The organism is Weizmannia sp. FSL W8-0676, assembly GCF_038593015.1.
Taxonomy (GTDB): domain Bacteria; phylum Bacillota; class Bacilli; order Bacillales; family Bacillaceae_C; genus Weizmannia; species Weizmannia coagulans.
Genome location: NZ_CP151954.1, coordinates 537,597 through 559,799, shown reverse-complemented (window position 1 = coordinate 559,799; position 22,203 = coordinate 537,597). Strand labels below are relative to the sequence as shown.

Below are 22,203 nucleotides of genomic sequence, written 5' to 3'. Positions count from 1 at the left end.
ACAATCCAATGCCAATCAGACAGCCTTTCGCAAAATCTCCGTCTTTGTCATTCATTTCTTCATTTCCCTTTTTTATCAAGATGATCGAAATTCGCTTTGTTATCATTTTGGCGTATATGGTGAACATTATTATAACAATCCATTTTTCGAAAACCAAGTAACAATTGACCGGAACATGCGTTTGTTTATATAATGGAAACAGGTGATCCGTATGCCGCAAATCTTAACCGAGGAAGAAGAAAAACTGATCGAGGCATTTATCCTTCTGCCGCTTGCCAAAAGGACGCTGGAACGGGACCAGAGAGCGATCCGGGCAAGCCTGTTAAAATTTAAAGAGCCTTATCTTTTTGCAACAGACCAAATGCTTTTGCAAATTTCATCCTGCCTCGCCCAGGTTAAACGGGAAGCCGGCAGAAAAAAGATGCGCTTTTACAAACAGAACGACCTTTCCTATACCGTGTTTGTGCGCGGCTGGCGGTTTGAAAAGAATTACCACCCGCAAATAGCAGCGGAGTGGGTAAGAAACCGAATCACCGGTTTCTTCCTCCCGTTGCGCCGGCCTTTTGAAGAACAGTAAAGAGCTTGCGAAAACCAACAGCTTTACTGGTATTTTAAGGAACGCCGCCCGGACGTAAAGCGCGCCAAAACGCCTGTCCATGAAGCATTCCGGAATACACGGGAGATTGGAATGCCGGGTGAAAGGGAGACGCCCCCCTCTTTTTAAAGAACGCGAAAAAATTCCAATATACGATTGACAAACAGCCAGTGTAATCCCGGAGAACATGGCAGCCTGGAATTTTCACACGCCCGGAAATCCCTTTAGCGGATCCTCCCCGCTAAGCGCTTGTTTTCTTCCACTTTTTGAAACTTTCTTCCAGACGGGCAAACCCTTTTTTCATTTCCTCATCACTGCAGTAGGCGAAACAAAGGCGGATTTTTGTGTTTGGCCCGCGCTCAAGCGTAAAGGCATCACCCGGCACAAACACGGCGCCGTCCTGTGCCGCCATTTTCATCCATTCCGCCACACCGCCTTTTTTAACATCGATCCAGTAAAACAGCCCGCCGGCAGGTTCAGCCCCTTCCCATTGCTCCGTTTCGTGCATATGCTGTAAAAACCGTTTTGTCCAGTCTTTCCGTTTTTCATAAAAGTGTTTTTGTTTTGCAAGGATCTGTGGCCAGTTTCCGGAAGAAATGAGTTTTCCCGCCAGCATCTGGTTTATCGGCGATGTGCAGGCGTCTGTTACCTGCTTAAACTGTTCGAGTTTTTTCAGAAATGCCGGGTGTGCGAGAATAAAGCCGGTCCGCATCGCGGGTGCCATGACTTTTGAAAAACTGTACAGGTATATGGTTCTTTCTTTTAAGGGATCGAGTTCGAACAAGGAAGGAGGGCGGCTGTGAAACAGCAGATCACGGTACGGATCATCTTCTATAATGATAAAATGATACTGGTAAGCGAGTTCAATGAGTTTTTTCCGTTTTTCGAGAGAGGTCGTGACGCCGGTCGGGTTTTGGGCATTCGGAATAATATAAAGCGCTTTCAATCTTCTTGTTTGCAATGTTTTTTCAAGAAAATCAACATCCAGACCATCTTGTTCAAGCGGAATGCCGGCCGCCTTGAGCCGGTACTGGTGCATCGCCGAAAAGGCAATGGAATACGTGTACATTTCCATTGCAAAACTGTCCCCTTCATCCAGCAGCATTCTGCAGACAAGGTCAACCCCCTGCGTATTGCCGTTTGTCGCCATGACATAAGCTTCAGGAATATTTTCCTTTTTGGAGATGGCATCCACATACGGACCAAACCCTTTTGCACTGCAATACTCATACAGGCGTGCCGGATCCGCCTTAAAGATTTCATTCATGATGCGCTGCAGTTCTTTTTTCGGGATCATGCTGCCATTTGGCATGCCGACGCTGAAAAATACCGGATCCCGGACAGCCGGATTGATACTATCCATATACACATCAATCGCATTTTCTTTAATCTTGCCGCTCAACGCTGAAAACATTTGCTTCATCGCCGCCGCACCCCGCTTTCCATTTCTGAAAAATTGCCTATACCCTATGTATATGGGAAAGCGCGGAGGAAAGTGACATAAAAAATGAAACGGGAAAAGAATACAAGACCACCCAGGCCGGATGCCCCAGCAGCCAACAAATGCCGGAACAATAGCGGAGAATGCTTCCCGCTGTTCTGTTTTGGCATTACCCTGTCATCGAAAGCCCGAAGCCGTACGGATCGGCGCAATACAAAAGCCTGTCCCGCTTGAAAAATATTTCAAAGCGGAACAGGCTTTAAATTTCCTCTCATTCCCAGGTTTCTCAAAGGAGCCGTACTGTCCCAAAGCACATACTCTGCAGACGATTGCGTTCATGAAAACAGATTGGTTAACGCAGAAAATCCTGCAGGCTGCTTTCCACAAACTGCAAATGGCCGATCATGACCTTGCGTGCTTTTTCGCTGTCCTTTTCTTCGATGGCTACCCTGATTCTTTCATGTTGTTCGTACAAGGCGCCCATTGTGGAAGGATCAGAAAAAAGAAGCATTCTGCGCGTTTCTTTCATTGCATCCTCCATCGTCTCGGCGACCTGGTTCATCAACCCGGTAAGAATCGGATTTTGTACAGCCCGGACAATGGCAAGATGAAAGGCAAGATCTGCTTTTTCACCGAGTTCTTCGTTTCCCGTCGCCCGCTTCATATCTGCGAGCGCCTGGCTTATACTTTCCAGATCAGCTTCAGTCCGTTTGACAGCGGCCGCGGCTGCTGCTCCGGCTTCGAGAATCTTCCGGACTTCAAGCAGGTTTGCCACATCTTCCTGGTTCATCAGTACTGCCTGCGAAATGGGATACGAAATGCCGCTTGCATCAAAGTTGCGGACAAATGTCCCCTCGCCCTGTTTTAATTCAATATAGCCGAGCGCCCTTAGTGATGTTAGCGCTTCTCTTATAGCCGATCTCCCCACTGAAAACTTTTCCGCCAGAAGCGGCACCGGATCGAGCTTATCCCCGGGCTTAAGCTCCCCGTTTTGGATCATCTCTATCAATTCATTTGCCACTTGTTCATAAATTTTTGCAGGTTTAATTTTTTTATACTTCATGTTTTCTCCTCTTATCCCTTTTCTATATTTTATGAATACCAGCAATCCGGAAAAATAGCAAACAAAAATTTAAAAAAAGAGTTGTTTTTTCTTTTCATTATACTTATACTTTTTAACATGTAAGCCTTATCATCTGATGACTATTTCATCTAATGACCTTAAAAATTGCAATTGGGATGGATTGGAGAAAATTTTTCAAAAAGGAGTGTAGATTGTTGGAGTACGTACAAAATTTTATTCCGCTTAAGGGGCATTTGTTTTTATCCGCACTGATTGCTGCCTTTCCGATTCTGTTTTTCTTCTGGGCACTCGCCATAAAAAAAATGGCGGCACATCTTGCAAGCCTTGCCACACTGGTGATTGCGCTGCTGATTTCTGTGATCGTTTACAGAATGCCGGCCGTACTGCCGGTTATGTCGGCCAGCCAGGGGATTGTGTATGGGATTCTGCCGATTGCCTGGATCATTATCAATTCTGTGTTCTTATATAAATTGACGGTCAAAACCGGCCAGTTTGATGTGATCCGCAACTCAGTCGTATCGATCACGGAAGACAGAAGATTGCAAGCTTTATTGATTGCGTTTTCATTCGGCGCTTTTTTGGAAGGCTGTGCCGGGTTTGGCGCACCGGTTGCGATTACCGCTGCGCTGCTTGTCGGTCTCGGATTCAACCCGCTTTATGCAGCCGGCATCTGCTTATTGGCCAACACTGCACCGGTCGCATTTGGCGCAATCGGATCCCCTGTCATTGCGATGGCAGGGCCGACCGGCGTTTCTGCGCTGGAAATTTCAAAAATGATCGGACGGCAATTGCCGCTTATTTCCATGTTCATCCCGCTATATCTCATCATTGTCATGGCGGGCTTTAAAAAAGCAATGGAAGTGCTGCCGGCGCTTATTGTATCAGGCTTGTCCTTTGCCTTGACACAGTTCTTCGCTTCCAATTTCCTGGGGCCGGAACTGCCGGACGTTTTATCGGCACTCGTATCTTTGGTTGTCCTTGCCGTCTTCCTGAAATTTTGGAAGCCGAAAAACATTTTCTATTTTGAGCATGAAGAGGCTGCTGCCGCGCTCGAAACGCCGCATGTTTCCAATACAGGCGGGCAAATTGCAAAAGCATGGTCGCCGTTTATTGTCCTGACGGTTTTGATCACCATCTGGGGCATCCCGCAGATCAAACTTGCGCTCACCGGGCAGTATGCCGGGGCGAACCCGGTATTAAAGGCTCTAAACCCGATCGGCGGGGCGGCTTCGTTCAGCGGGAATGTGCCATTTTTAAACAATCATATTATCAACGGCGCACACACCCCGATCGCGGCCATGTATAAGCTGGATCTGCTTGGCACTGCAGGCACAGCGATTTTTATCGCAGCCATTGTCACGAAGTTTCTTTTAAAAATTTCATGGAAAGCATGGTTTGCCGCATTCTTTGAAACGTTAAAAGAATTGAAGTTTCCGATTCTTACCATCTTGTTCATTGTCGGCTTTGCGTATGTCATGAACGCTTCCGGCATGATTACAACATTGGCATTGGCGCTCGCCAAAACAGCCGCATTGTTTCCGTTTTTCTCACCGGTACTCGGCTGGCTCGGCGTTTTCATTACCGGCTCGGACACTTCATCCAATGTTTTGTTCGGCACGCTCCAGCAAGTTTCGGCCCAGTCGGTCGGCATGAATCCGCTGCTTGCCATTGCGGCCAATTCATCCGGGGGTGTCACGGGAAAAATGATTTCCCCGCAGTCGATTGCCGTTGCCTGCGCTGCAACCGGGCTGATCGGCAGGGAAGCACAACTGCTGAGATTCACAGTCAAGCACAGTATGTTTTTGCTTTTCATCATTTGCCTGCTCACCTTCCTGCAATCCAACATCCTTTCCTGGATGGTGCCTTAATCAGGAACCCCGCTGCGGAAATTTCGCGGCGGGGTGTTTTATGTTCAATTACGGGATCCCGGGCAGCTTGTGGGAAAATGCCCCGGCGGAAAACCCGCTGCATGGCAGTTGGATTTCAGCCTGTAGCGAACGGGCAGTTTTGCACGCGTAAGCGCGCCGATGTTTAGAAACTTTTTCGCGCGGGTATTCAAACGGCAATACGAAACGAAAGGAGCATGGTCGATGCCACATACAGGTGAAACACCGGGAAAAGCGAGTACAAATGCAAAAATTGCGGGGAACAAATTACGCTTGATGAAGATAAGGACAGGCTCCCTCCATGCCCGAACTGCCACGAAACGGAGTATACGAAAGCGTGAGAAAAACGTCATCCTATTGGATGGCGTTTTTCTTTATTCATATATAAGTGAAATTGGAAATTTACATCTTTACGCACAGTCGGTTCATGTTCGTTTCCCTTCTTTTCTTAGTCCATCCGCATACGTTATTATCATGCCGCCCTCCCATTTCAAAGCCATCAGCCCTTATTCCTTTTCCAGCTTCTCCTTTATTTCAAGGATCTTTTTTTCAGAAAAGCCAGTTGCCTTTTTGGTAAAATCTAGTGGCATCCCAAGTTTAATGAGATTTCGGGTGATCTCGATTTTCCCTTCTTGTCTTCCTTCTCGTTTACCTTCTTGTAGTCCTTCTTTTCTCCCTTCTTCTCTTGCTTCTTGTTTTAGTTCATCTTCATACGTGATCATCGTGCCGCCCTCCCAATTTTTGATTTCCTGGTTAAATTTATTTTTCCACTATTTTCTATCAACCAGCTTCTCGTTTCAATATTTTTTCAAAAATTAGGTCTTTTAGGCTAACTTGGTTACTTATTTCCCTTTCTTCACTTACTAAAACCAGGATATTCAGATGGTGGCGGCCATCCATCATCTTCCCCATGAGACACCAATAAGAGGATATGAAAGGCGGACAAAAGAAGAGAATACTTGGTGGCAAATTTTTGCATAAAGGGCTTTTTGGTGGACTATCGGAAAACTTTATTCATAAAAAAATCCGGACATCAAAAAGTGCCCGGAATTTTTATGATTTTAGTCAAAAATAATATGGTTTACTGTTTTGCGGTCGAGACGTTTGATCACTTCTGTTATTAGTTTAACAGTATTTTCGTAATCATCACGGTGCAAGATGCCGGCGTGCGAGTGGATATAGCGTGTTGCAATCGTGATGGCAAGAGATGGAATGCCGCTGCCCGTTAAGTGAATGGAGCCGGCGTCTGTTCCGCCGCCCGGAATCGATTCAAACTGGTACGGGATATTCAACTCTTCAGCAACTTTCACAACCGTATCGCGCAAGCCTTTATGCGCCACCATTGAAGCGTCGTAAATCACGATTTGCGGACCTTTGCCCATTTTGCTAAGCGCTTCTTTTTCGGAGATTCCCGGTGTGTCCCCGGCAATCCCGACATCAAGTGCAAAGGCAATATCCGGTTTCACTTTGCTGGCTGCCGTTTTCGCACCGCGCAAGCCCACTTCTTCCTGGACATTTGTTACGCCGTAAACGATGTTTGGATGGTTTTCTTTATGCAGATTTTTTAGCACATCAATGACAACTGCACAGCCGATCCGGTTATCCCAGGCTTTGGCAAGCAGCATTTTTTCATTTTTCATAACCGTAAATTCAAAGTAAGGTACCACCATGTCGCCCGGTTTTACGCCCCATTCAAGCGCTTCTTCCCGGCTTGTGGCACCAATATCAATGAACATATCCTTGATTTCGTACGATTTTTTGCGTGCATCCGGTGATAAAATATGTGGTGGCTTCGATCCGATCACACCTGTCACATCACCTTTATCTGTTACAACCGTAACGCGTTGGGCAAGCATCACCTGTGACCACCAGCCGCCGATCGTTTGGAAGCGCAGAAAGCCTGACTCATCAATTTGCGTCACCATGAAACCAACTTCATCCATATGGCCGGCGATCATAATCTTCGGACCGTCCGCCTGCCCCGTTTTCTTTGCAATTAAGCTGCCGAGGCCGTCTGTGTCAAGTTCATCGGCATACGGCTCTATGTATTTTTTGACAACGGCACGCACTTCTGCTTCATTGCCGGCAATCCCTTTTGCATCGGTTAAATCTTTCAACATGGACAATGTCTCATCTAACTTTGCCACTGGCATTTCCTCCTCGTCCCGATATGTACAAAGCCTATTATAATCAAAATCGCAAAAAGTGTAAAAAGTTTCAGCCTTCTATTTTATATCACGTCGGACTATGCCGGGTATTTCTCGATACTCTTTTTGTGGGCTTTTGGCTACCGCGTTTCTGAGAAAAGTCACGACACAGTCCATTAGTGGAATTGAAAGTGACAGCCGTATGGGCATTTATGGTCATCAAGCAGCCGCATCGCATTGGGCTTTACCATTTTGGCCATGTGACATACACTTTCTTTAAAAAATCACTTTCCAATTGTGATCCACCGTTGCCCGAATCACTTTCCGTTCTAAAATGTAGTTGGCGATCAGTTCGGCCGCGTCGATTTGCACATCTTTTACAACAGGCTTACCCTTGAACATCAAATAATCACCGCCACCGCCGGCCCGGTAGTTATTCATCACGACATCATATTCGGCGGCCGGATCAACGGGCTTTCCTTTGTATTTGAGTTTAACAACCCGTTTGCCGACTGGTTTTGACAGATCGATCACATAGTCGATGCCCTCCCACATATCATAATTATAATGCTGTGGTTTTGGGTTCGAAAAAGCGGGGTTGACTTCGATTGTCCCGCCGTTACTAGTCTTAAAATAGCTAGCCGAACGCTCAAGTGCCGCTTTTATATCTGCTCCGGTAATTCGGATAACCTTAAAGGTATTCGGATAAATGTAGTTGGAAACAACATCCCGCATTGTCACGTTTTCAGGAAAGCCTGGCGACTGGTTATCAAATAGTGCTGTGCATGATATGTCTACCCCAGTCGCTTCCATTTGCACGCGATTCATAAATTCAATCAGGGGATGATCTTTCAAGCGGACCTCCATCGGGTTATGCACGAGCATATCCCCTTCAATTTTACCGATTGGCTGGTCAAGCCAGGCCTGTGTCGCCTCTTCATATGGTTTGGCAAGAGAAATAATCGCAGGGTCGGCTTTTACTGTTTCAACAGACAAAAGTTCTGATGTCTTCTGAACACAGCGCCAGTGTCCCTGTTGTTTTTCCAATTGCAATACAACTTTTCCTACCGCCCTGCCGTTATTGCCTGGCTGTACCACCGTCACCCCGTTGATTGCTTTTCCAGCGATCATCCGGTGCTGATGACCGGTCAAAAGCACATCGATTCCGGATACTTTCTGGCACAGCTGGTAACCCTGATTTTCACCTGTCAAGTCTTCTGTCGGTTCGCCGCTGTCCAAGTCCCGTTCAAATCCGCCGTGGTAAGAGAGGATGACGATATCTGCCTGTTCTTTTTCACGCAAAAATTTCACCCACTGTTTTGCCGTTTCAACAGGGTCGGCAAACAACATCCCGCTGATATGCTGCGGCTGCTCCCAGTTTGGGATATAAGGAGTAGTCAATCCCAGTACGGCCACTTTCAATCCTTCCGCGAATTTTTTTATGATATAGGGGCGCCCAAAATAAGGCATTTTCGTCTGCTCGTTTAAAATATTGGCGGACAGCCACGGGAAATGGGATTCCTTCACCGCCCCCAGGAGCAGCGCTTGCCCATAGTTAAACTCATGATTTCCCGGCACGGCTGCATCGTACTGCAACGAATTGGCAGCAAGCACCATCGGGTTGGGCCCTTCTGAATCAATCCTTGCATAATAGTAGGTTAGCGGCGTCCCTTGAATAAGGTCTCCATTATCAAGAAGCAGCACGTGCTTTTGCCGTGCGCGTTCTGTTTTGACCAAAGTGGAGATTTTCGCCAACCCAACAGCCGCTTCCTCATTTGTTCCATAATTGATCGGCAGAATATTTCCATGAATATCGCTTGTTTCAAGTATCACCAGCTCAAATGTTTTCATCCCTATTTCCTTTCTTTTCGACATCTCATTATCCATATTGTAGCTTTTTTCTTTTACATTTTCCATGTATGTTCAAAAACGTATGTGTCAAGTTTTTCTCGACAAGGTTTAAATATCGGGTATTCCAAGACACTCTTTTTGTACACTTTCGGCTACCGTGCTTTACTTGCTCGGTGTAATTTTCGGAAAAGATGTAATATTTCCGTATAAAGATGGATAACGGGGATGTTGAGGCGCGCGAAATTCACTCGCTTTCCGCGGGCGGCCGGCGAGCCTCCTCGCTCGTACCTCGCTGCGGGGTCTCTCCTGGCTCGCTTTTCCCGCAGGAGTCTCGTAAATTTCGCGCGCCTCAACGATCAGTCCCCACTGAGCCAAGCTTAAAACGAAAGCTCTAATATTTTGCTTAAATGTCCCATTGCCGATGAACTGCTTGAATGCAGGGCAACTGATCCGTGCTTTACGCCCACTGACGGGCGTACAGGCTGCTTGAGTAGTTGAGACATCCTGATGAATTGTTTCAAGTTCCGTTGCTTTCTCTCGCTTCTTGAACGGTGTTTCAGATAGACTTCTCTCAATGTCCCATTGAGTATGCCTTGTTTGATTTTCACCATGGCTTCTGCGCCAAGTTCACTCCAATGCATGCCCCTTTTTTTCATCCTGAAGGAGATATGCCTTTGATTCGATTCCATCGCTCCTAGGCCTCTCGCACCTTCCGGCACGTTTTTCACCCTGTCTCTCCAGTCAAAAATGCGGTCCCAGTTTTTCAAGATATACGAACGGAATTCCTTGATTTTCTTGAGAGCCTTTTTATCCGTCAAGGTGCTTTCGTGCGTATCCAAATATAACGTGAATTGGTCCAGGTTGTTTATTGCAAAATTAAAGTGCAGAGATGTGCAAAATTTCTATGCAAATGGTTATGCAGAGGGGCTTTACATGGAGGGGTAGCCATGATAACCTGTTTGGGTTTGCCAAATCTGTTACAGCTGGCCGCTTGGCAAAAGAATCATGGCTGCAGAGGCTCCATGTCAAGCCCTTAATAGCGAGAATTCAGATTGAATTTTTATGCGGTATAAACGAATTTATATACTGCAATACTCTGCACTTTTTTCTTGCAAAAAACACCAGGTCATGCGTTCTAATCGCTTTTCTAATTTGCTCCTTGATCTCGCTCTTTCCGCCCCCAAATGTCCTTATGATGGCTTGTGCAACGTGGTAGGTATCCAGCTGGTTGAGCACCGGAAATTCCGACTGTGAGAATGCTGTTTGAAACCGTTCAGCTGTATACCCTGCACCTCCATCGCTGTTTGTAATGACATGCGCTTTTTCAAGAGAGTAGGTGTTGGCAGCTTTGGCTTGCACTTCATCCCAAAATGTCTGGATGGCTTCCGTTGTCATGATGACTGTGGGCTGACGCAGGGAGACCCTTTTACCATTGGTTTGCCATCCCTCATAGAGAATGGCGTGGTGGACTTCCATACTCTGTTTCTTTTTTAGTCCCCGAACGAATACACCATCTGCTTCAGAAAACAGGTAGTCTACCTTCTTCCCCTCAGGCAGGGAAACAGCTATTTCTAGCTCTTCTACAAGTGCCTTATCGGCTTCCGCCTGAGTTTTCCCTACGTGTTTTACCATGTTCCCTACAGTTGTGTGACTAAGACTCACTGCTGTCCACTCTTTTAAAATATCAGCTACTTCCCGATAGGTGTTCTCACTTGCCAACTCTGCCACCTTTAATTCCACTAACGGGCTGTATCGTTGGTGTGGTACCAGCCCTAACCATTCATCCAGAGGATAATGGGAATTTCCTCTCTAGTCATGCATTAATGAACGTTTAAAGGTCACACTTCCAAATAGAAACTGAATGTTTCTGTTATCACTCCGGCAGTACACCCAGCCATCCTCCAGCTTTTTCTGCTTAATTGTTTTATCTAACGTCTCAAATATTTCCCCAACCCATTGCGTAAAGGCATTCTGGATCAGAATTTTAACTTGTTCTTCAAATTCAATAAGACTTTTTGTATCCTTTAATAATCTAGCAATTATTGATATAATATCCATAGGAAGACCTCTTTCTAAATGTATTCGCCCACAAGCGTACATTTAAATGATAGAGCGTCTTCCCATTTTTTCCACTCATCTTCCCTTCGAGTAAAATTTTACACATACTCAAAAACCCCCATTTTTTCTGCGTTGTTAAAACATTTATAAACAATTAAAATTTCGTTTATTTTGTTTTCCATGTAGTATATAATAGAAACTAAAAGTGAAGGTAAATCCATCATGATAAAATTGGGGGTAAATGTATGCTGAAAAAGTTTCTTGCACTGTTTGTCGTTTTAGGACTGACTTCCTCCTTGGCTGCCGGTTGCGGGAGTAACGGGGAAAAATCAGGGAATAGCAGCCACTCCAGCAGCAGTTCCTATACACCTAAAGAACTGAAAATCGGCTTTGTGCCTTCCCAGAATGCCGAAACATTGGAAGCGAAAGCTAAACCGCTGGGGAAACTATTGTCAAAAGAACTCGGCATTCCGGTCACCGTAACAGTGACAACGGATTACAACAGTATTGTGGAAGCATTGGGTTCGAAGCAGCTGGATATCGGATTCCTGCCGCCAACGGATTATGTGCTTGCCCATAAAAAACACTATGCAGATGTCTTATTACAGGCGCTCCGCTACGGGGTGGATCCGAAAACCGGAAAACCCACTTCGGAAAAAGTGGATTACTATTATTCCGGCATGCTTGTTAAAAATGATTCTAACATTAAAAGCATCAAAGATTTAAAAGGTAAAAAGATTGGCTGGCAGTCACCAACATCTTCTGCGGGGTATGTATGGCCGGCCGTTGAAATGAAAAAAGCCGGTGTCGATGCGCAAAAAGATGTAACCGGCGTCCAGCTGCAGGGCCATGACAAAGGCGTGCAGGCGCTGATGTCGGGTGACGTTGATGCTGCTGCCGTCTTTGTCGATGCCCGTAATATTGTTGAAAAAGAGTACCCGAATATTTATAAAACAACGCATTACTTATTCTTGACGGAGAAAATTCCAAATGACACGATTAGTGTACGGCCGGATATGTCTAAAAAGTGGAAAGACAAGGTCACTGACGCTTTTATCAAAATTGGAAATGATCCAAAAGGTCAAAAAATCATCAAAGATATTTACACACATGTCGGCTATAAAAAATCATCCGATGCGAACTTCGATACTGTTCGAGAATACAGCGAAAAAGTCCAGAAAATCGGAAAATAAGCACGAAAACGCATGAAAAGGCTGCCTGCAGGGCGTTAATAAAGCACTGCAGGCAGCCTTTTCTTTTATCTATTATCCTAATTGAACAGTCCATGTTTATCGAAAAAACCGCTTGTTATATCAAACGCTTGCGGATCGATCCGGAAATATAGTCGATTATCGTAACCATTATAATAATACCCCAAAGAATAATTCCAACCCGGTCCCATGAGTGGCCGTTTAAAGCAAAAATCAGCGGTGCACCGATTCCGCCGGCACCGACAATTCCCAAAATTGCCGCCGACCGTACGCTAATTTCAAACCGGTACAGCGTGTATGACATAAAAGCTGGCATGACTTCCGGCAGAATTGCAAACCACAGCACCTGGATCCGGTTTGCACCCGATGCGATCAGCGCCTCTCTGGCAGAAAAATTCATATTTTCAATCGACTCTCCGAACAGTTTTCCAAGCATCCCGATCGAATGGAAACCAAGTGCCAGTATCCCGGCAAAAGCGCCAAGCCCGACCGATTTAATAAACAAAAGTGCCATAATCAGCTCCGGAAATACGCGAATACTGGTTAAAACCACTTTTCCAAGCGTGGAAACGACATAATACTTGCTCATATTCCGCGCTGCCCAAAACGCAAACGGCACGCATAGAACTGCCGAGATAAATGTCCCTAAAACCGCGATTGCTAATGTTTCAAGGAGAGCATGCAACAAATCTTCCCCGTCCGGATCATAAATATAGCCGAAATCGGGGTGGATGAACCCATGAATGATCGCTTTTAATGCCTGTGCCGCCGTATCTTTTAATTCAAGATGGGGTGCACTGCCGAATGCCCATGCATAGATCAGAACGACAATCAGCACAATCGCCCATGTTTTGATCCTCTTCAGCAGCGGTTTTTTTACCAAATCCGATTGACCCCTCATATTAATTTCTCCCTTATCCGATTACTTAAGCCATCAATGATCAGAACGACAACAAACGTGTATAAAATGATCGTGAGCACTTGGTTATATTGGAAAAAACCGAGGGCATTATTTAAATACAGTCCGATTCCGCCAGCGCCGACATACCCCAGAACAGCTGCCGCACGAACATTAATTTCAAAACTATAAAGGAAATACGACATATAGCTTGCCGTCACTTGCGGCACTACTCCGAAAAAGATCCACTGGATTTTATTGGCGCCCACCGCTGTCATGGATTCAAGCGGCCCACTGTCAATCGCTTCAATCGATTCATAGAAAAGCTTGGCGATGACCCCGAATGAAAAAACCGCCAACGCAAATATTCCTGGTATTTCACCGATCCCGAAAACCGGTACGAACAATGCGGCAAGCAGCAGCTCAGGCAGCGTCCGGATCAAGTTCATCATGACGCGGGCAATTTGGTAGATGACCGGTATTTTCACAACATTGCTTGATGCAAGCAGGGCAACAGGAATCGCTGCGATGCCGCCAAAGGTTGTCCCCAAAATCGCCATGCGGATCGTAGCAAGCATCGGCTTGGTGACGGAACTGAAGTAATGCCAGTCAGGGGGGAACATTTCATTCAATAACGACCCCATGTTTCTGCGGCCTGCTCACAATGCTGCCAAAGAGACTTGTGTAGTATGCGCGCTCTCCCAAATGATAAGTATCAGGAAAAGGATGGTCAGGCTTGTCTTTATCCTTGCCACTCTTTTCCGCCTGATTACATCCATTACAACGCACCCCCTAATAGCTCATCATCCTTCAGATTACGGCCGTAAATATCAGCGAAAACATCATCTGTCGCTTCAGATACGGGGCCGTCAAACACGATGTTCCCGGCACGGATGCCAATAATTCTTGTCGCGTAGGCCTTCGCCAAATCAACGAAGTGAAGATTTACGACCGTTGTAATCCCCAGCTCCTGGTTAATCCGTTTGAGGTCATTCATTACCTGCTTTGTGGTGAGCGGATCGAGCGACGCTACCGGTTCATCTGCTAGAATGATTTTTGCCCCCTGTGCGAGCGCCCGCGCAATCGAAACGCGCTGCTGCTGCCCACCAGATAATTCATCTGCACGCGAATACGCTTTTTCTTTTATATTTACACGTTCCAACGCATCCATGGCAAGATCCATATCTTCTTTCGGGAACAGACCCAAGATTGTTCGGAGGGTTGAATGGTAGGCAACACGGCCGGATAACACATTACGCAGTACCGTAGAACGTTTCACTAAGTTAAAGTTTTGGAAAATCATCCCGATATCACGGCGGATATAACGAAGTTCCTTTCCCTTGGCAGCGGTAATCGACTTGCCATCAATCAGAATTTCACCTTCCGTGATTTCATGCAGTCGGTTAATTGAGCGCAGTAATGTAGACTTTCCCGCGCCGGAAAGACCGACAATTACGACAAACTCACCCTTATGTATCGTCAGGTTCACATTGTTTAACCCTCGTGTCCCATTCGGATAAACTTTAGAAACGCTCTTAAACTCAATCATTTCTACTCCCCTTTAATATTGAAAGTTATCAAAATTTAATGTGCTATTTTTACTATACCAATGAATGCCCGCAAACTCAAGGATGATTTTGTTCCGTATATCTCACGTTTTTCTCGGCACTATACCGGGTATTTCCCGACGCTCTTCTTGTACGTTTTTGGCTAATCATCAGATGGTTCGTGATATGCCTGCAGAAAAAATCACGGAGTACCTCTTCATTGCAGCACGGGGCGTCACGTATGACTGGCGCTTGCATGATGGGGGTTATGATTTGGAAAAGGCAATGAGGCGTATATGGGAAGATTGTTAAAGGTATTTTTGCAATAGACAAAATGGTTCAAATTCATTATAATAAAGAAAAATGAATGATCATTCATTTTAAAGGGGGCCTTACCCATGGCATATACGAAATTCGGGCCGCTTACCGTCATTCCGGGGGAAAACGGCAGCCGCGTCCCGTTCAGTACCTCGCTTCTCGTCGAGGGTGGGCAGGGGGCGGCGCTGGTTGACTGCGGCAGCGGCTTTCAAATTTTAAATGAAATAAAAAAGGAATACGCCATTCGGTCTGTTTATTTGACCCATTACCATCTGGACCATATTTGGGGCGCGTACCTGTTTAAAGACGCCGAAATTCAAATCAATCCATATGATGTAAAAAAACTGAATGATGTTGAAGAGCTGGCAAAAGCGAGCGGTATGCTGAGCCCGGCCGACCCGGAGAGCCGCAAAAAGTGGATGAAGCAGCTGTTTGAGAAACCGCCTGAAAACTGGAATCGCCCGCACTGGCAGCCGGTGCTGAACCTTACGGAAAAATGGTATCCGTACGGGGAAGAGCTCAATGTATATGGGACGAAAATGTTGATGATCCATGCGCCCGGCCATACGGAAGGATACTGCTGCCCGTATTTTCCGGAACACGGTGTCCTGTTTGCCGGCGATTTTGACCTGGCCTCTTTCGGACCGTGGTACAACAACGCCGACTCTGACATTGACGCCTTTATCGCATCCGCGAAAACCACGTTGGAAACAGATGCGCAAATTTTCATCACTTCCCACCATAAAGGGGTGGTGGACAGAAAAACATATGAAGAATTGCTGAAGCGGTATATCAACAAAATTTACGAGCGCGAAGAAAAAACGCGGTCTGCTGTAAAGCGGGGTGTGGCGCCGGACGAAATGATCTACGAAGAAATTTTTTATTTCCGGAAAAATCTAGAACAGAACCCGCAACTTGTGATTTCCGAAATTGTCGGCATCGCCAAGCACCTCGACAGGCTTGTGCGTAATGGGGAACCGTTTGAAGCTTATTTTGAGGCATTTTTGCAGCACTTTCAGTTAACAAGGGAAAATATTTTCTATCACACATCTTCTGTCCCGGCACAACTCCAATAACAGGTAGCGGCGCCCGCTTCGCCGCTATTTTTCCTGTAAAAGCCTTTTTCTATGCCGGACACAGCGCTTGCACAAAAAAACAACCGCCATTACGGTTGCAAATCGGCAGCTTGTTTCCTCAGCTGCGTTTTTAAAATTTTCCCGACCCCGTTGCGCGGCAGGTCATCTAGAAAGACAAATTTTTTCGGCACTTTGTTTTTCGCGAGATGCTTGAGGCAATATGTGGCCAAATCCTGCGCTGACGTTTCGTCTCCCGGCTTCTTCACAATAAAAGCGAGCACTTCTTCCTTCTTTCATGCAATAAAAAAAGCACCCACCCGGATGCTTATTTCAGTAATGCCTTTGTATAAGTAAGATGATTTGTAAAAACGCCATCAGCTCCATCTTCTATGACTCTTTTTTGTTCTGCTTTTTCTTTTTTAGAATCAAAGAAGAATACATATACTTTCAAATGGTTTTGGTGCATTTTTTGGATTAATTTTTTGTCAGCCAGTTTTGCATCTAAGCCAATGCCAACAGCGTACTTCCTCCATTCTCTTATTTTCTGATCAGTGAAGTCTTTTTTGTTTTTAAAAAGCGTTAGTTGCACGAGAGGAACTGATCTATCCAATTTATGGATTTTCTCAAGGCTTCTTGCCGAAAAAGATTCAATCATTACCTTCTTTTTCTTAATTAGGCCTTTTTTATTCAGAAGCCTGATCAATGGCTCCTCCATTTTTAATTCATTGCCGACTCGTCTGGTTTCAATAAAATAATTTGTTTTCGATCCATACTGATTGATGAGTTCTTCAAGGGTAAGAATACGTTGGCCCTTGTATTTTTTACCGAACCAGCTTCCCGCATCCAACTTTTTGATTTGCTTCAAACTGTAACGTGTTACATCCCCTTTCCCATTTGTAGTTCTGTCCAAAGTTGGATCATGCATCAGTATGAGTTTGTTGTCTTTTGTTTCCCTTAAATCCAACTCAATATAATCAGCTTTTTCATTGACGGCAAGCCTAAATGCGGGCATTGTTTCTTCAGGTGCCCGGTCATCTGCTCCTCTGTGAGCAATAATAAGTGTTTCCTTTTTTTCTTTTTTCGCAACCGCGGAAGAGCAGCCCACCAGGTTAAAAACAAAAATGCAGACTATGGAAATAAAAAATATTCTTTTCATACTATTAATTTATCATAAGATGGGCAGAAATGTGTTTTTAATTTGTCTCTTGTTCTGCTGTATTATCTGCCGTCATGTCGTTCACCATGGCGGATAGATTTTCCGCCGTTTTCTGTGACAATAGTTTTTCAAATTTTTCCATATCGAATCCGGTACTGGTCAACTCATCACGTGTCAGGGTATACGTGCCAGATGTCGAAAAATACGCCGAATCAATTTGAGATGTCACCGTTACTGGAACCGTTGCACCGGTAATATTTCCGTCATTGTCCTTTGCAAGGTTAATATTTGTAAATTGGATTTTAGCGCTCATTTTTCATCCACTCCTTTTTCATCATTTTCGTCTTCCTCGTCATCTACTCCAAGCTGGTCACATAGATAATCATAGATTTCCGATTGCTGTCCCTCATATTCGGTATCCTCAAATTTTTTAACACCGCCTTAATTGTCCTTAACATTTCACGATTATCACCACCTTCAATAACCATTTTTTCAGAATACAATTCTTGCAAATCTTCGTTAAATGCCTTCATATCTTTCACGTCGTAGGTATCGTCGTGGATGATGGGTTCTCCGTTTTCATCTTTTTTTGAGTGCTCTTTTAATAGCTCAATGCGGTCTTGATCGACCAATATAGCGCGCTCCTGTAACATATCAATAAACCGACGACGGAAACGCGATTGTTTCCGTACCAGTTTCAGCCCGTACATAAAGTTGGCAATTTGTGTTAATTTTCCATTTTCCAATTATACTTTCACTTGTCATGCCCCTTTTTAAGGATGATTGCGCTTTCGTTTCACCGTTTTTCAATACAATATATGCATCGTCTAAACGGATATACTTGGAAAATAGGACAGGGCTGTACCGGAAATGCCCGGCACAGCCCTGTTTTTGCGCAGGTTTCGTATGAAACTGCCTGCCTCTTCAGCCATATTTTTTTAAAAAAACTGCACCTATCACCTGCCTTCTTTCAGGTGATAGGTGCAAGGCAATAAAACACTATTTTTTCACATAGAACAGCCTTGACACAAGCAACCCGACTGTCCCGAGCGCAATAAACAAAATCGTCCGGATGAAAAGGTTGACGGTATGCATATCGACAAAAATCAGTTTACAAAGCGTGATCAAAAGCAGGATCATCCCCGCGAGCCGGATCTTCTTATTGTCTTTCCAAACCCCGAGCGCCACTCCAGCTGCAGCATATACCATCCAGACAAAAGACTGGAGCATCATCCGCAGGCTGACGGACCAGCTTTCTGCAACCGCACCTGTCAGCTGGGTAAGAAAAACAAGATGAAAAAAGGCATTTACGGCGATCATAAAGTTTTTCAGACCTTCCTGTTTCAACGAAGCTGCAGCCAGCATCCGATAGAAAAACAGCATCGTCCCGATTACTACAAGCCACACGAAAGTCTCCGCACTGAACACATCCCGGATCCATGCGGTGGAAAATAATTGAAAAGTTGTAAAAATATAAAGCAATAACCCGATAACCTGCTGAATGACTGCTTTAAAATGAAAGCCAAGATAAATGGCGACCGTGGCTACAATAAAATACACGGCAAGATTTAGCACATGGTAAGGAAAAATCTGGTATAGGAAATAAACAACGCTTACTGTACAAATGGAAATGGAGACAGAGATCTGCTCCCGGTTTTGTTTTTCCCGGCCGTAGTAGGCAAACCAGCCGTAAGCGACTGCAGCGGCCAATAAGTATAGATTAAACAGCGCATGTTGAAGCGATGCTTGCAGCAATATGCCCGGCACTTCCTCCAGCGTACTATAAGCCCATCCGGTTGTCAGCACAAAGCTTGAGAATAAGACCGGCACCGTTGCCTCTCCTATTCCCTTCTTGTAAAAAGCGACCCAGCAAAGCAACGCATGCTGAATGATCGCCCCAAGCACAACAGAATACGAGATCCCTGCACCAACTTGATTGATCAAAAGATTGATATAAAGGATAAAAACGGCGGCATGCCACAGCCCACTTGCCGTATAAAACAGCGCTTTGTAAGATTTCCGGACGGCAAACAAGAGCAAAAGCGCATAAAATGCCGTTTCATACCAAATAACAAAATGGGCGGCATGTTCCTTTCCTTCAACCAAAAACGGCACAAGATACCCGGCACATGCAGTTAAAATCGCAATGGCTTCCGAACGGTGCCGGTCAGAAAGAAACAGCCCAAGCCCGATCCAGATCAGGTTCAGGATAAATGCAATGAAAGGCGGCACGAAGCCGTACAAAACACGCATCGCAAACGTCGTCAAAATGGCAACGGAAACGGCGCCGGACAGCAGCACGGTTCCAAGTGCCTCCATTTGTTGCTTAATCTGCCTTTCCCCAAAAAAGTACAGCACAGCGGCCACGCCAAAACCGAGCAAAATCCGGATTAGTTCCGTGCCCGCAATGGCCACAATGGTAAATGCAAAAATAAGGCCCAGAAGCAGCACGAAAATAAAGATTCTCGGCAGCCACACCCTCCCAAGGCGGTATTCCCAATCAACCGGTTCCGGTTTCGCCTGAACCGGCGTTTTCTGCACCGGTATTTCAGCATTTTGCACCGGTGTTTCAGCATTTTGGGGGCGCGGTGCTGTTTTTTCAACCCGTTTATCCGGCGTGCCGGTGGCGGATGGCACGGTACTTTGACTGGCTTCCATTTTGGCCGGTCGGTTTCCTTGTTTCGCTGCAAGGCCAGTTTTTAATGTTGCCACCTCCTGTTCCAAAACGGCCACTCTTTGTTCAAGCTGTTCAATCCGGTCCATTTGGTTCCCCCTCAATTTCTCTTCTTCTATAAAGATATTCGAAGCAGGCAGTCTGATTTCCTTTCTCATTTTGTCTTTTTCCGACAAGGCGGGGCGGTTTTTGCCGGTTTACTCGCAACCAGCAAGCGTGCCGTTTTCCAAATCGGGATTACCCCGCTGCAAGTTCCTTTTTAATGGCAATAACCCCCTCGGTTTTGTTCCGGATTGTCTGGATTGCGATTTCTATACTTGCACTTTCCTTTCAAAACTCATTTGCCAAATCTGCAAGCCGCCTTCCGCGGTTCTTGTAATTTGTAAAATTGCTTTTCACATCGATAAAAAGCGCATTCGGCGAAAACGGGCCTTTCTTAAGGTAGTGCAGATGGAAAGCTTCGGTGATGATTTCAAGCGAAATATCGTTTTCCAGCTTCCGGAATGCCGGGACCGAAAAACTGCCGGTTCAGCACGGTTTGTGTCGCCCTGTCGTCAAATACACCGTTTTCCACGTATTCCAAGCGGATCAGCTTCGGTGTCAGCACGGTAAACCGGTAATGCTCCCCTGTTATAACAGCCTGCGGGCTTAATGGAAAACGCATTTTTTCTTCATTCATCACGGACCACCCTTTTTTCATTTTACTATTCGCTCATGCAACCTTTTCCCTTTTTCCTCCAAACAGCAACTCTTTTCCCATTAAAAATCATGCTGATCCGGCAAAAAAATTTTACAAATGGCACTTTTCAAAAGGAAATCAGCAAGAAAAGAAGAAATTATTCTTTGCATGCTTAAAAACGATTTAAATAGAACGGCTACCGGTATTCCGGCAGCTTTCGTTTCAAAAAGGGGAATGAGAAATGGCAAAACCGCTTTACGCGGAGCAGCGAAACCGTGCCGTTTTCATCTGCAACAAACCGGAAACGGCCCGGCCCGGAGTTGGAAGACGGCATTTGATGAAAAAGGCAGGAAATTTAAAATCTTCTCTTGAAATTTCAAATGATTAATCCTATAATGAATTCAAAGTTCATTCCAAAAACGAGGAAAAGGAAAAGTACGGTCCACGAATTTTCACAGAGAGCTTCGGTTGCTGAAAAGAAGCAAAAGGACGGATCGGAAAAATGGCCTTGGAGTTCCGTGCTGAAAGCTTAGCTGCAAGTAGGTTCCGGCGGGAAGAGCGCCCGTTAAAGCGCCGCAGTATAAGGAGATTGCAGGCTCCCGTACTGGCTAAGGCTGTTTATGTGAGTAAACAGTGAATGAAGGTGGTACCGCGTGAATTCAAACCACGCCCTTATCGTGTAGGGGCGTGGTTTTTTATTTTTCAAAATTCAAGGAGGAACTGACATGACAAAACCATTGGTACTTCAAACAGATTTCGGATTATGCGACGGCGCCGTAGCCGCGATGAACGGGGTGGCAATCTCGGTTGACCCGGCGCTCCGAATCTTTAACCTGACCCATGAAATTCCGCCATATCATATTTGGGAAGCTTCTTACCGGCTGTACCAGACCATTTCCTACTGGCCGGCGGATACCGTGTTTGTGAGCGTGGTCGACCCCGGTGTCGGATCCGACCGGCGCAGTATTGCCGCCAAAACGGCAAACGGCCAGTACATCATCACACCGGATAACGGCACCCTGACCCACATTAAAGACACCATTGTGGCCGCCAGAGAAATTGATGAAACCGCCAACCGGCTCCCGCATTCAGAAGAATCGTATACGTTTCACGGCCGGGATGTGTACGCCTACACCGGCGCGAAACTGGCTGCCGGGGTGATCCGTTTTGAAGAAATCGGGCCGGAAATCCCGGCTGGCTCCATTATTGAACTGCCGAGAAAAGCACCGGAGCTTCAGGATGGCGTGATTACAGGCACGATCGACACGCTGGATGTCCGCTTCGGCAATTTATGGACCAATATCGATTCTTCCTTGTTCAGACAATTGGACGTCAACTACGGCGATTCGTTCGAAGTCACGATTTTTAACGAATCCCGCCAGCACTACAAAAACATTATGACATTCGGCCATTCTTTTGCCGACAGCCATATTGGCGAACCGCTTTTATACATCAATTCCCTGTACAAACTCGGCATCGCCATCAACCAGGGCTCTTTCGCAAAAGCCTACCATATCGATACCGGCATCAAATGGAACATTACCATCCGGAAAGCGCCGAAAATTGTCTATCAAAAATAGGG

General features: G+C 45.7%; 19 protein-coding genes, 3 pseudogenes and 1 other annotated feature. Of the genes and pseudogenes, 6 read left to right on the top strand and 16 right to left on the bottom strand.

Annotated features, from left to right (window positions below; translation table 11 throughout):
• The first annotated feature begins 211 nt into the window (after positions 1-211).
• Positions 212-577 carry a hypothetical protein gene (locus NST20_RS02660; protein ID WP_342400007.1) on the top strand — a complete coding sequence of 122 codons (366 nt, stop codon included), beginning with the start codon at positions 212-214 and terminating at the stop codon, positions 575-577.
• Positions 578-836: 259 nt separating this feature from the next.
• On the opposite strand, the gene NST20_RS02655 is transcribed toward NST20_RS02660, so the two are convergent.
• Positions 837-2,018: a PLP-dependent aminotransferase family protein gene (locus NST20_RS02655; protein ID WP_342400006.1), complete on the bottom strand. Its 1,182-nt coding sequence runs from the start codon at positions 2,016-2,018 to the stop codon at positions 837-839.
• A gap of 370 nt (positions 2,019-2,388) precedes the next feature.
• On the bottom strand, positions 2,389-3,099 hold the full coding sequence (locus NST20_RS02650) for a FadR/GntR family transcriptional regulator (RefSeq protein WP_013858431.1): 711 nt from the start codon (positions 3,097-3,099) through the stop codon (positions 2,389-2,391).
• 215 nt (positions 3,100-3,314) lie between these two features.
• Between NST20_RS02650 and NST20_RS02645 the strand changes: the two genes are divergently transcribed.
• A complete protein-coding gene (locus NST20_RS02645; protein WP_046721814.1) occupies positions 3,315-4,988 on the top strand; it encodes an L-lactate permease in 1,674 nt (557 codons plus the stop codon).
• Between the two features lie 524 nt (positions 4,989-5,512).
• On the opposite strand, the gene NST20_RS02640 is transcribed toward NST20_RS02645, so the two are convergent.
• The 5 genes and pseudogenes from NST20_RS02640 to NST20_RS02620 all read right to left on the bottom strand — a co-directional run.
• Entirely contained in the window at positions 5,513-5,728 is a 216-nt protein-coding gene (locus NST20_RS02640; RefSeq protein WP_019722148.1) for a hypothetical protein, read from the bottom strand.
• 339 nt (positions 5,729-6,067) lie between these two features.
• Entirely contained in the window at positions 6,068-7,153 is a 1,086-nt protein-coding gene (locus tag NST20_RS02635) for a M42 family metallopeptidase (RefSeq protein WP_026104662.1), read from the bottom strand.
• 276 nt (positions 7,154-7,429) lie between these two features.
• A complete protein-coding gene (locus tag NST20_RS02630; RefSeq protein ID WP_013858426.1) occupies positions 7,430-9,070 on the bottom strand; it encodes a bifunctional UDP-sugar hydrolase/5'-nucleotidase in 1,641 nt (546 codons plus the stop codon).
• A gap of 311 nt (positions 9,071-9,381) precedes the next feature.
• Positions 9,382-9,870: pseudogene (locus NST20_RS02625) on the bottom strand (UPF0236 family protein); the annotation flags it as partial.
• Between the two features lie 256 nt (positions 9,871-10,126).
• Positions 10,127-11,062, bottom strand: a pseudogene (locus NST20_RS02620) (ISLre2 family transposase); the annotation flags it as partial.
• Between the two features lie 245 nt (positions 11,063-11,307).
• On the opposite strand from NST20_RS02620, the gene NST20_RS02615 reads away from it, so the two are divergent.
• Complete coding sequence (locus NST20_RS02615; RefSeq protein ID WP_013858425.1) at positions 11,308-12,255, top strand: phosphate/phosphite/phosphonate ABC transporter substrate-binding protein; 948 nt, start codon at positions 11,308-11,310, stop codon at positions 12,253-12,255.
• Positions 12,256-12,370: 115 nt separating this feature from the next.
• On the opposite strand, the gene phnE (NST20_RS02610) is transcribed toward NST20_RS02615, so the two are convergent.
• The 3 genes and pseudogenes from phnE (NST20_RS02610) to phnC form a co-directional block, all read right to left on the bottom strand.
• Entirely contained in the window at positions 12,371-13,174 is an 804-nt protein-coding gene (gene phnE, locus NST20_RS02610) for a phosphonate ABC transporter, permease protein PhnE (RefSeq protein WP_207369502.1), read from the bottom strand.
• Positions 13,171-13,950 (bottom strand): annotated as a pseudogene (phnE, locus tag NST20_RS02605) (phosphonate ABC transporter, permease protein PhnE). The gene phnE (NST20_RS02610) and the pseudogene phnE (NST20_RS02605) overlap by 4 nt, the downstream one beginning before the upstream one ends.
• Complete coding sequence (gene phnC / locus NST20_RS02600; protein WP_019722145.1) at positions 13,950-14,720, bottom strand: phosphonate ABC transporter ATP-binding protein; 771 nt, start codon at positions 14,718-14,720, stop codon at positions 13,950-13,952. The pseudogene phnE (NST20_RS02605) and the gene phnC overlap by 1 nt, the downstream one beginning before the upstream one ends.
• A gap of 396 nt (positions 14,721-15,116) precedes the next feature.
• Between phnC and NST20_RS02595 the strand changes: the two genes are divergently transcribed.
• A complete protein-coding gene (locus NST20_RS02595; protein ID WP_019722143.1) occupies positions 15,117-16,112 on the top strand; it encodes an MBL fold metallo-hydrolase in 996 nt (331 codons plus the stop codon).
• 89 nt (positions 16,113-16,201) lie between these two features.
• On the opposite strand, the gene NST20_RS02590 is transcribed toward NST20_RS02595, so the two are convergent.
• The 6 genes from NST20_RS02590 to NST20_RS02565 form a co-directional block, all read right to left on the bottom strand.
• Positions 16,202-16,393, bottom strand: coding sequence for a hypothetical protein (locus tag NST20_RS02590; protein ID WP_342400005.1), 192 nt, complete (start codon positions 16,391-16,393; stop codon positions 16,202-16,204).
• 44 nt (positions 16,394-16,437) lie between these two features.
• Positions 16,438-17,268, bottom strand: coding sequence for a glycerophosphodiester phosphodiesterase family protein (locus tag NST20_RS02585; protein ID WP_061574118.1), 831 nt, complete (start codon positions 17,266-17,268; stop codon positions 16,438-16,440).
• Between the two features lie 37 nt (positions 17,269-17,305).
• On the bottom strand, positions 17,306-17,581 hold the full coding sequence (locus NST20_RS02580; protein WP_013858419.1) for a hypothetical protein: 276 nt from the start codon (positions 17,579-17,581) through the stop codon (positions 17,306-17,308).
• Between the two features lie 43 nt (positions 17,582-17,624).
• Positions 17,625-18,014 (bottom strand): hypothetical protein, encoded by a 390-nt coding sequence (locus NST20_RS02575; RefSeq protein WP_342400004.1) that lies wholly within the window; start codon positions 18,012-18,014, stop codon positions 17,625-17,627.
• A 253-nt stretch (positions 18,015-18,267) separates the two neighbouring features.
• Positions 18,268-20,031: a DUF2339 domain-containing protein gene (locus NST20_RS02570; protein ID WP_342400003.1), complete on the bottom strand. Its 1,764-nt coding sequence runs from the start codon at positions 20,029-20,031 to the stop codon at positions 18,268-18,270.
• Between the two features lie 383 nt (positions 20,032-20,414).
• Positions 20,415-20,621 carry a hypothetical protein gene (locus NST20_RS02565; RefSeq protein ID WP_237342375.1) on the bottom strand — a complete coding sequence of 69 codons (207 nt, stop codon included), beginning with the start codon at positions 20,619-20,621 and terminating at the stop codon, positions 20,415-20,417.
• A 241-nt stretch (positions 20,622-20,862) separates the two neighbouring features.
• Between NST20_RS02565 and NST20_RS02560 the strand changes: the two genes are divergently transcribed.
• Together NST20_RS02560 and NST20_RS02555 are read left to right on the top strand one after the other, a co-directional pair.
• Complete coding sequence (locus NST20_RS02560; protein WP_017552432.1) at positions 20,863-21,009, top strand: hypothetical protein; 147 nt, start codon at positions 20,863-20,865, stop codon at positions 21,007-21,009.
• A gap of 25 nt (positions 21,010-21,034) precedes the next feature.
• Positions 21,035-21,298, top strand: a binding site (T-box leader).
• Between the two features lie 48 nt (positions 21,299-21,346).
• Entirely contained in the window at positions 21,347-22,201 is an 855-nt protein-coding gene (locus tag NST20_RS02555) for an S-adenosyl-l-methionine hydroxide adenosyltransferase family protein (protein WP_013858410.1), read from the top strand.
• Positions 22,202-22,203: the final 2 nt, after the last annotated feature.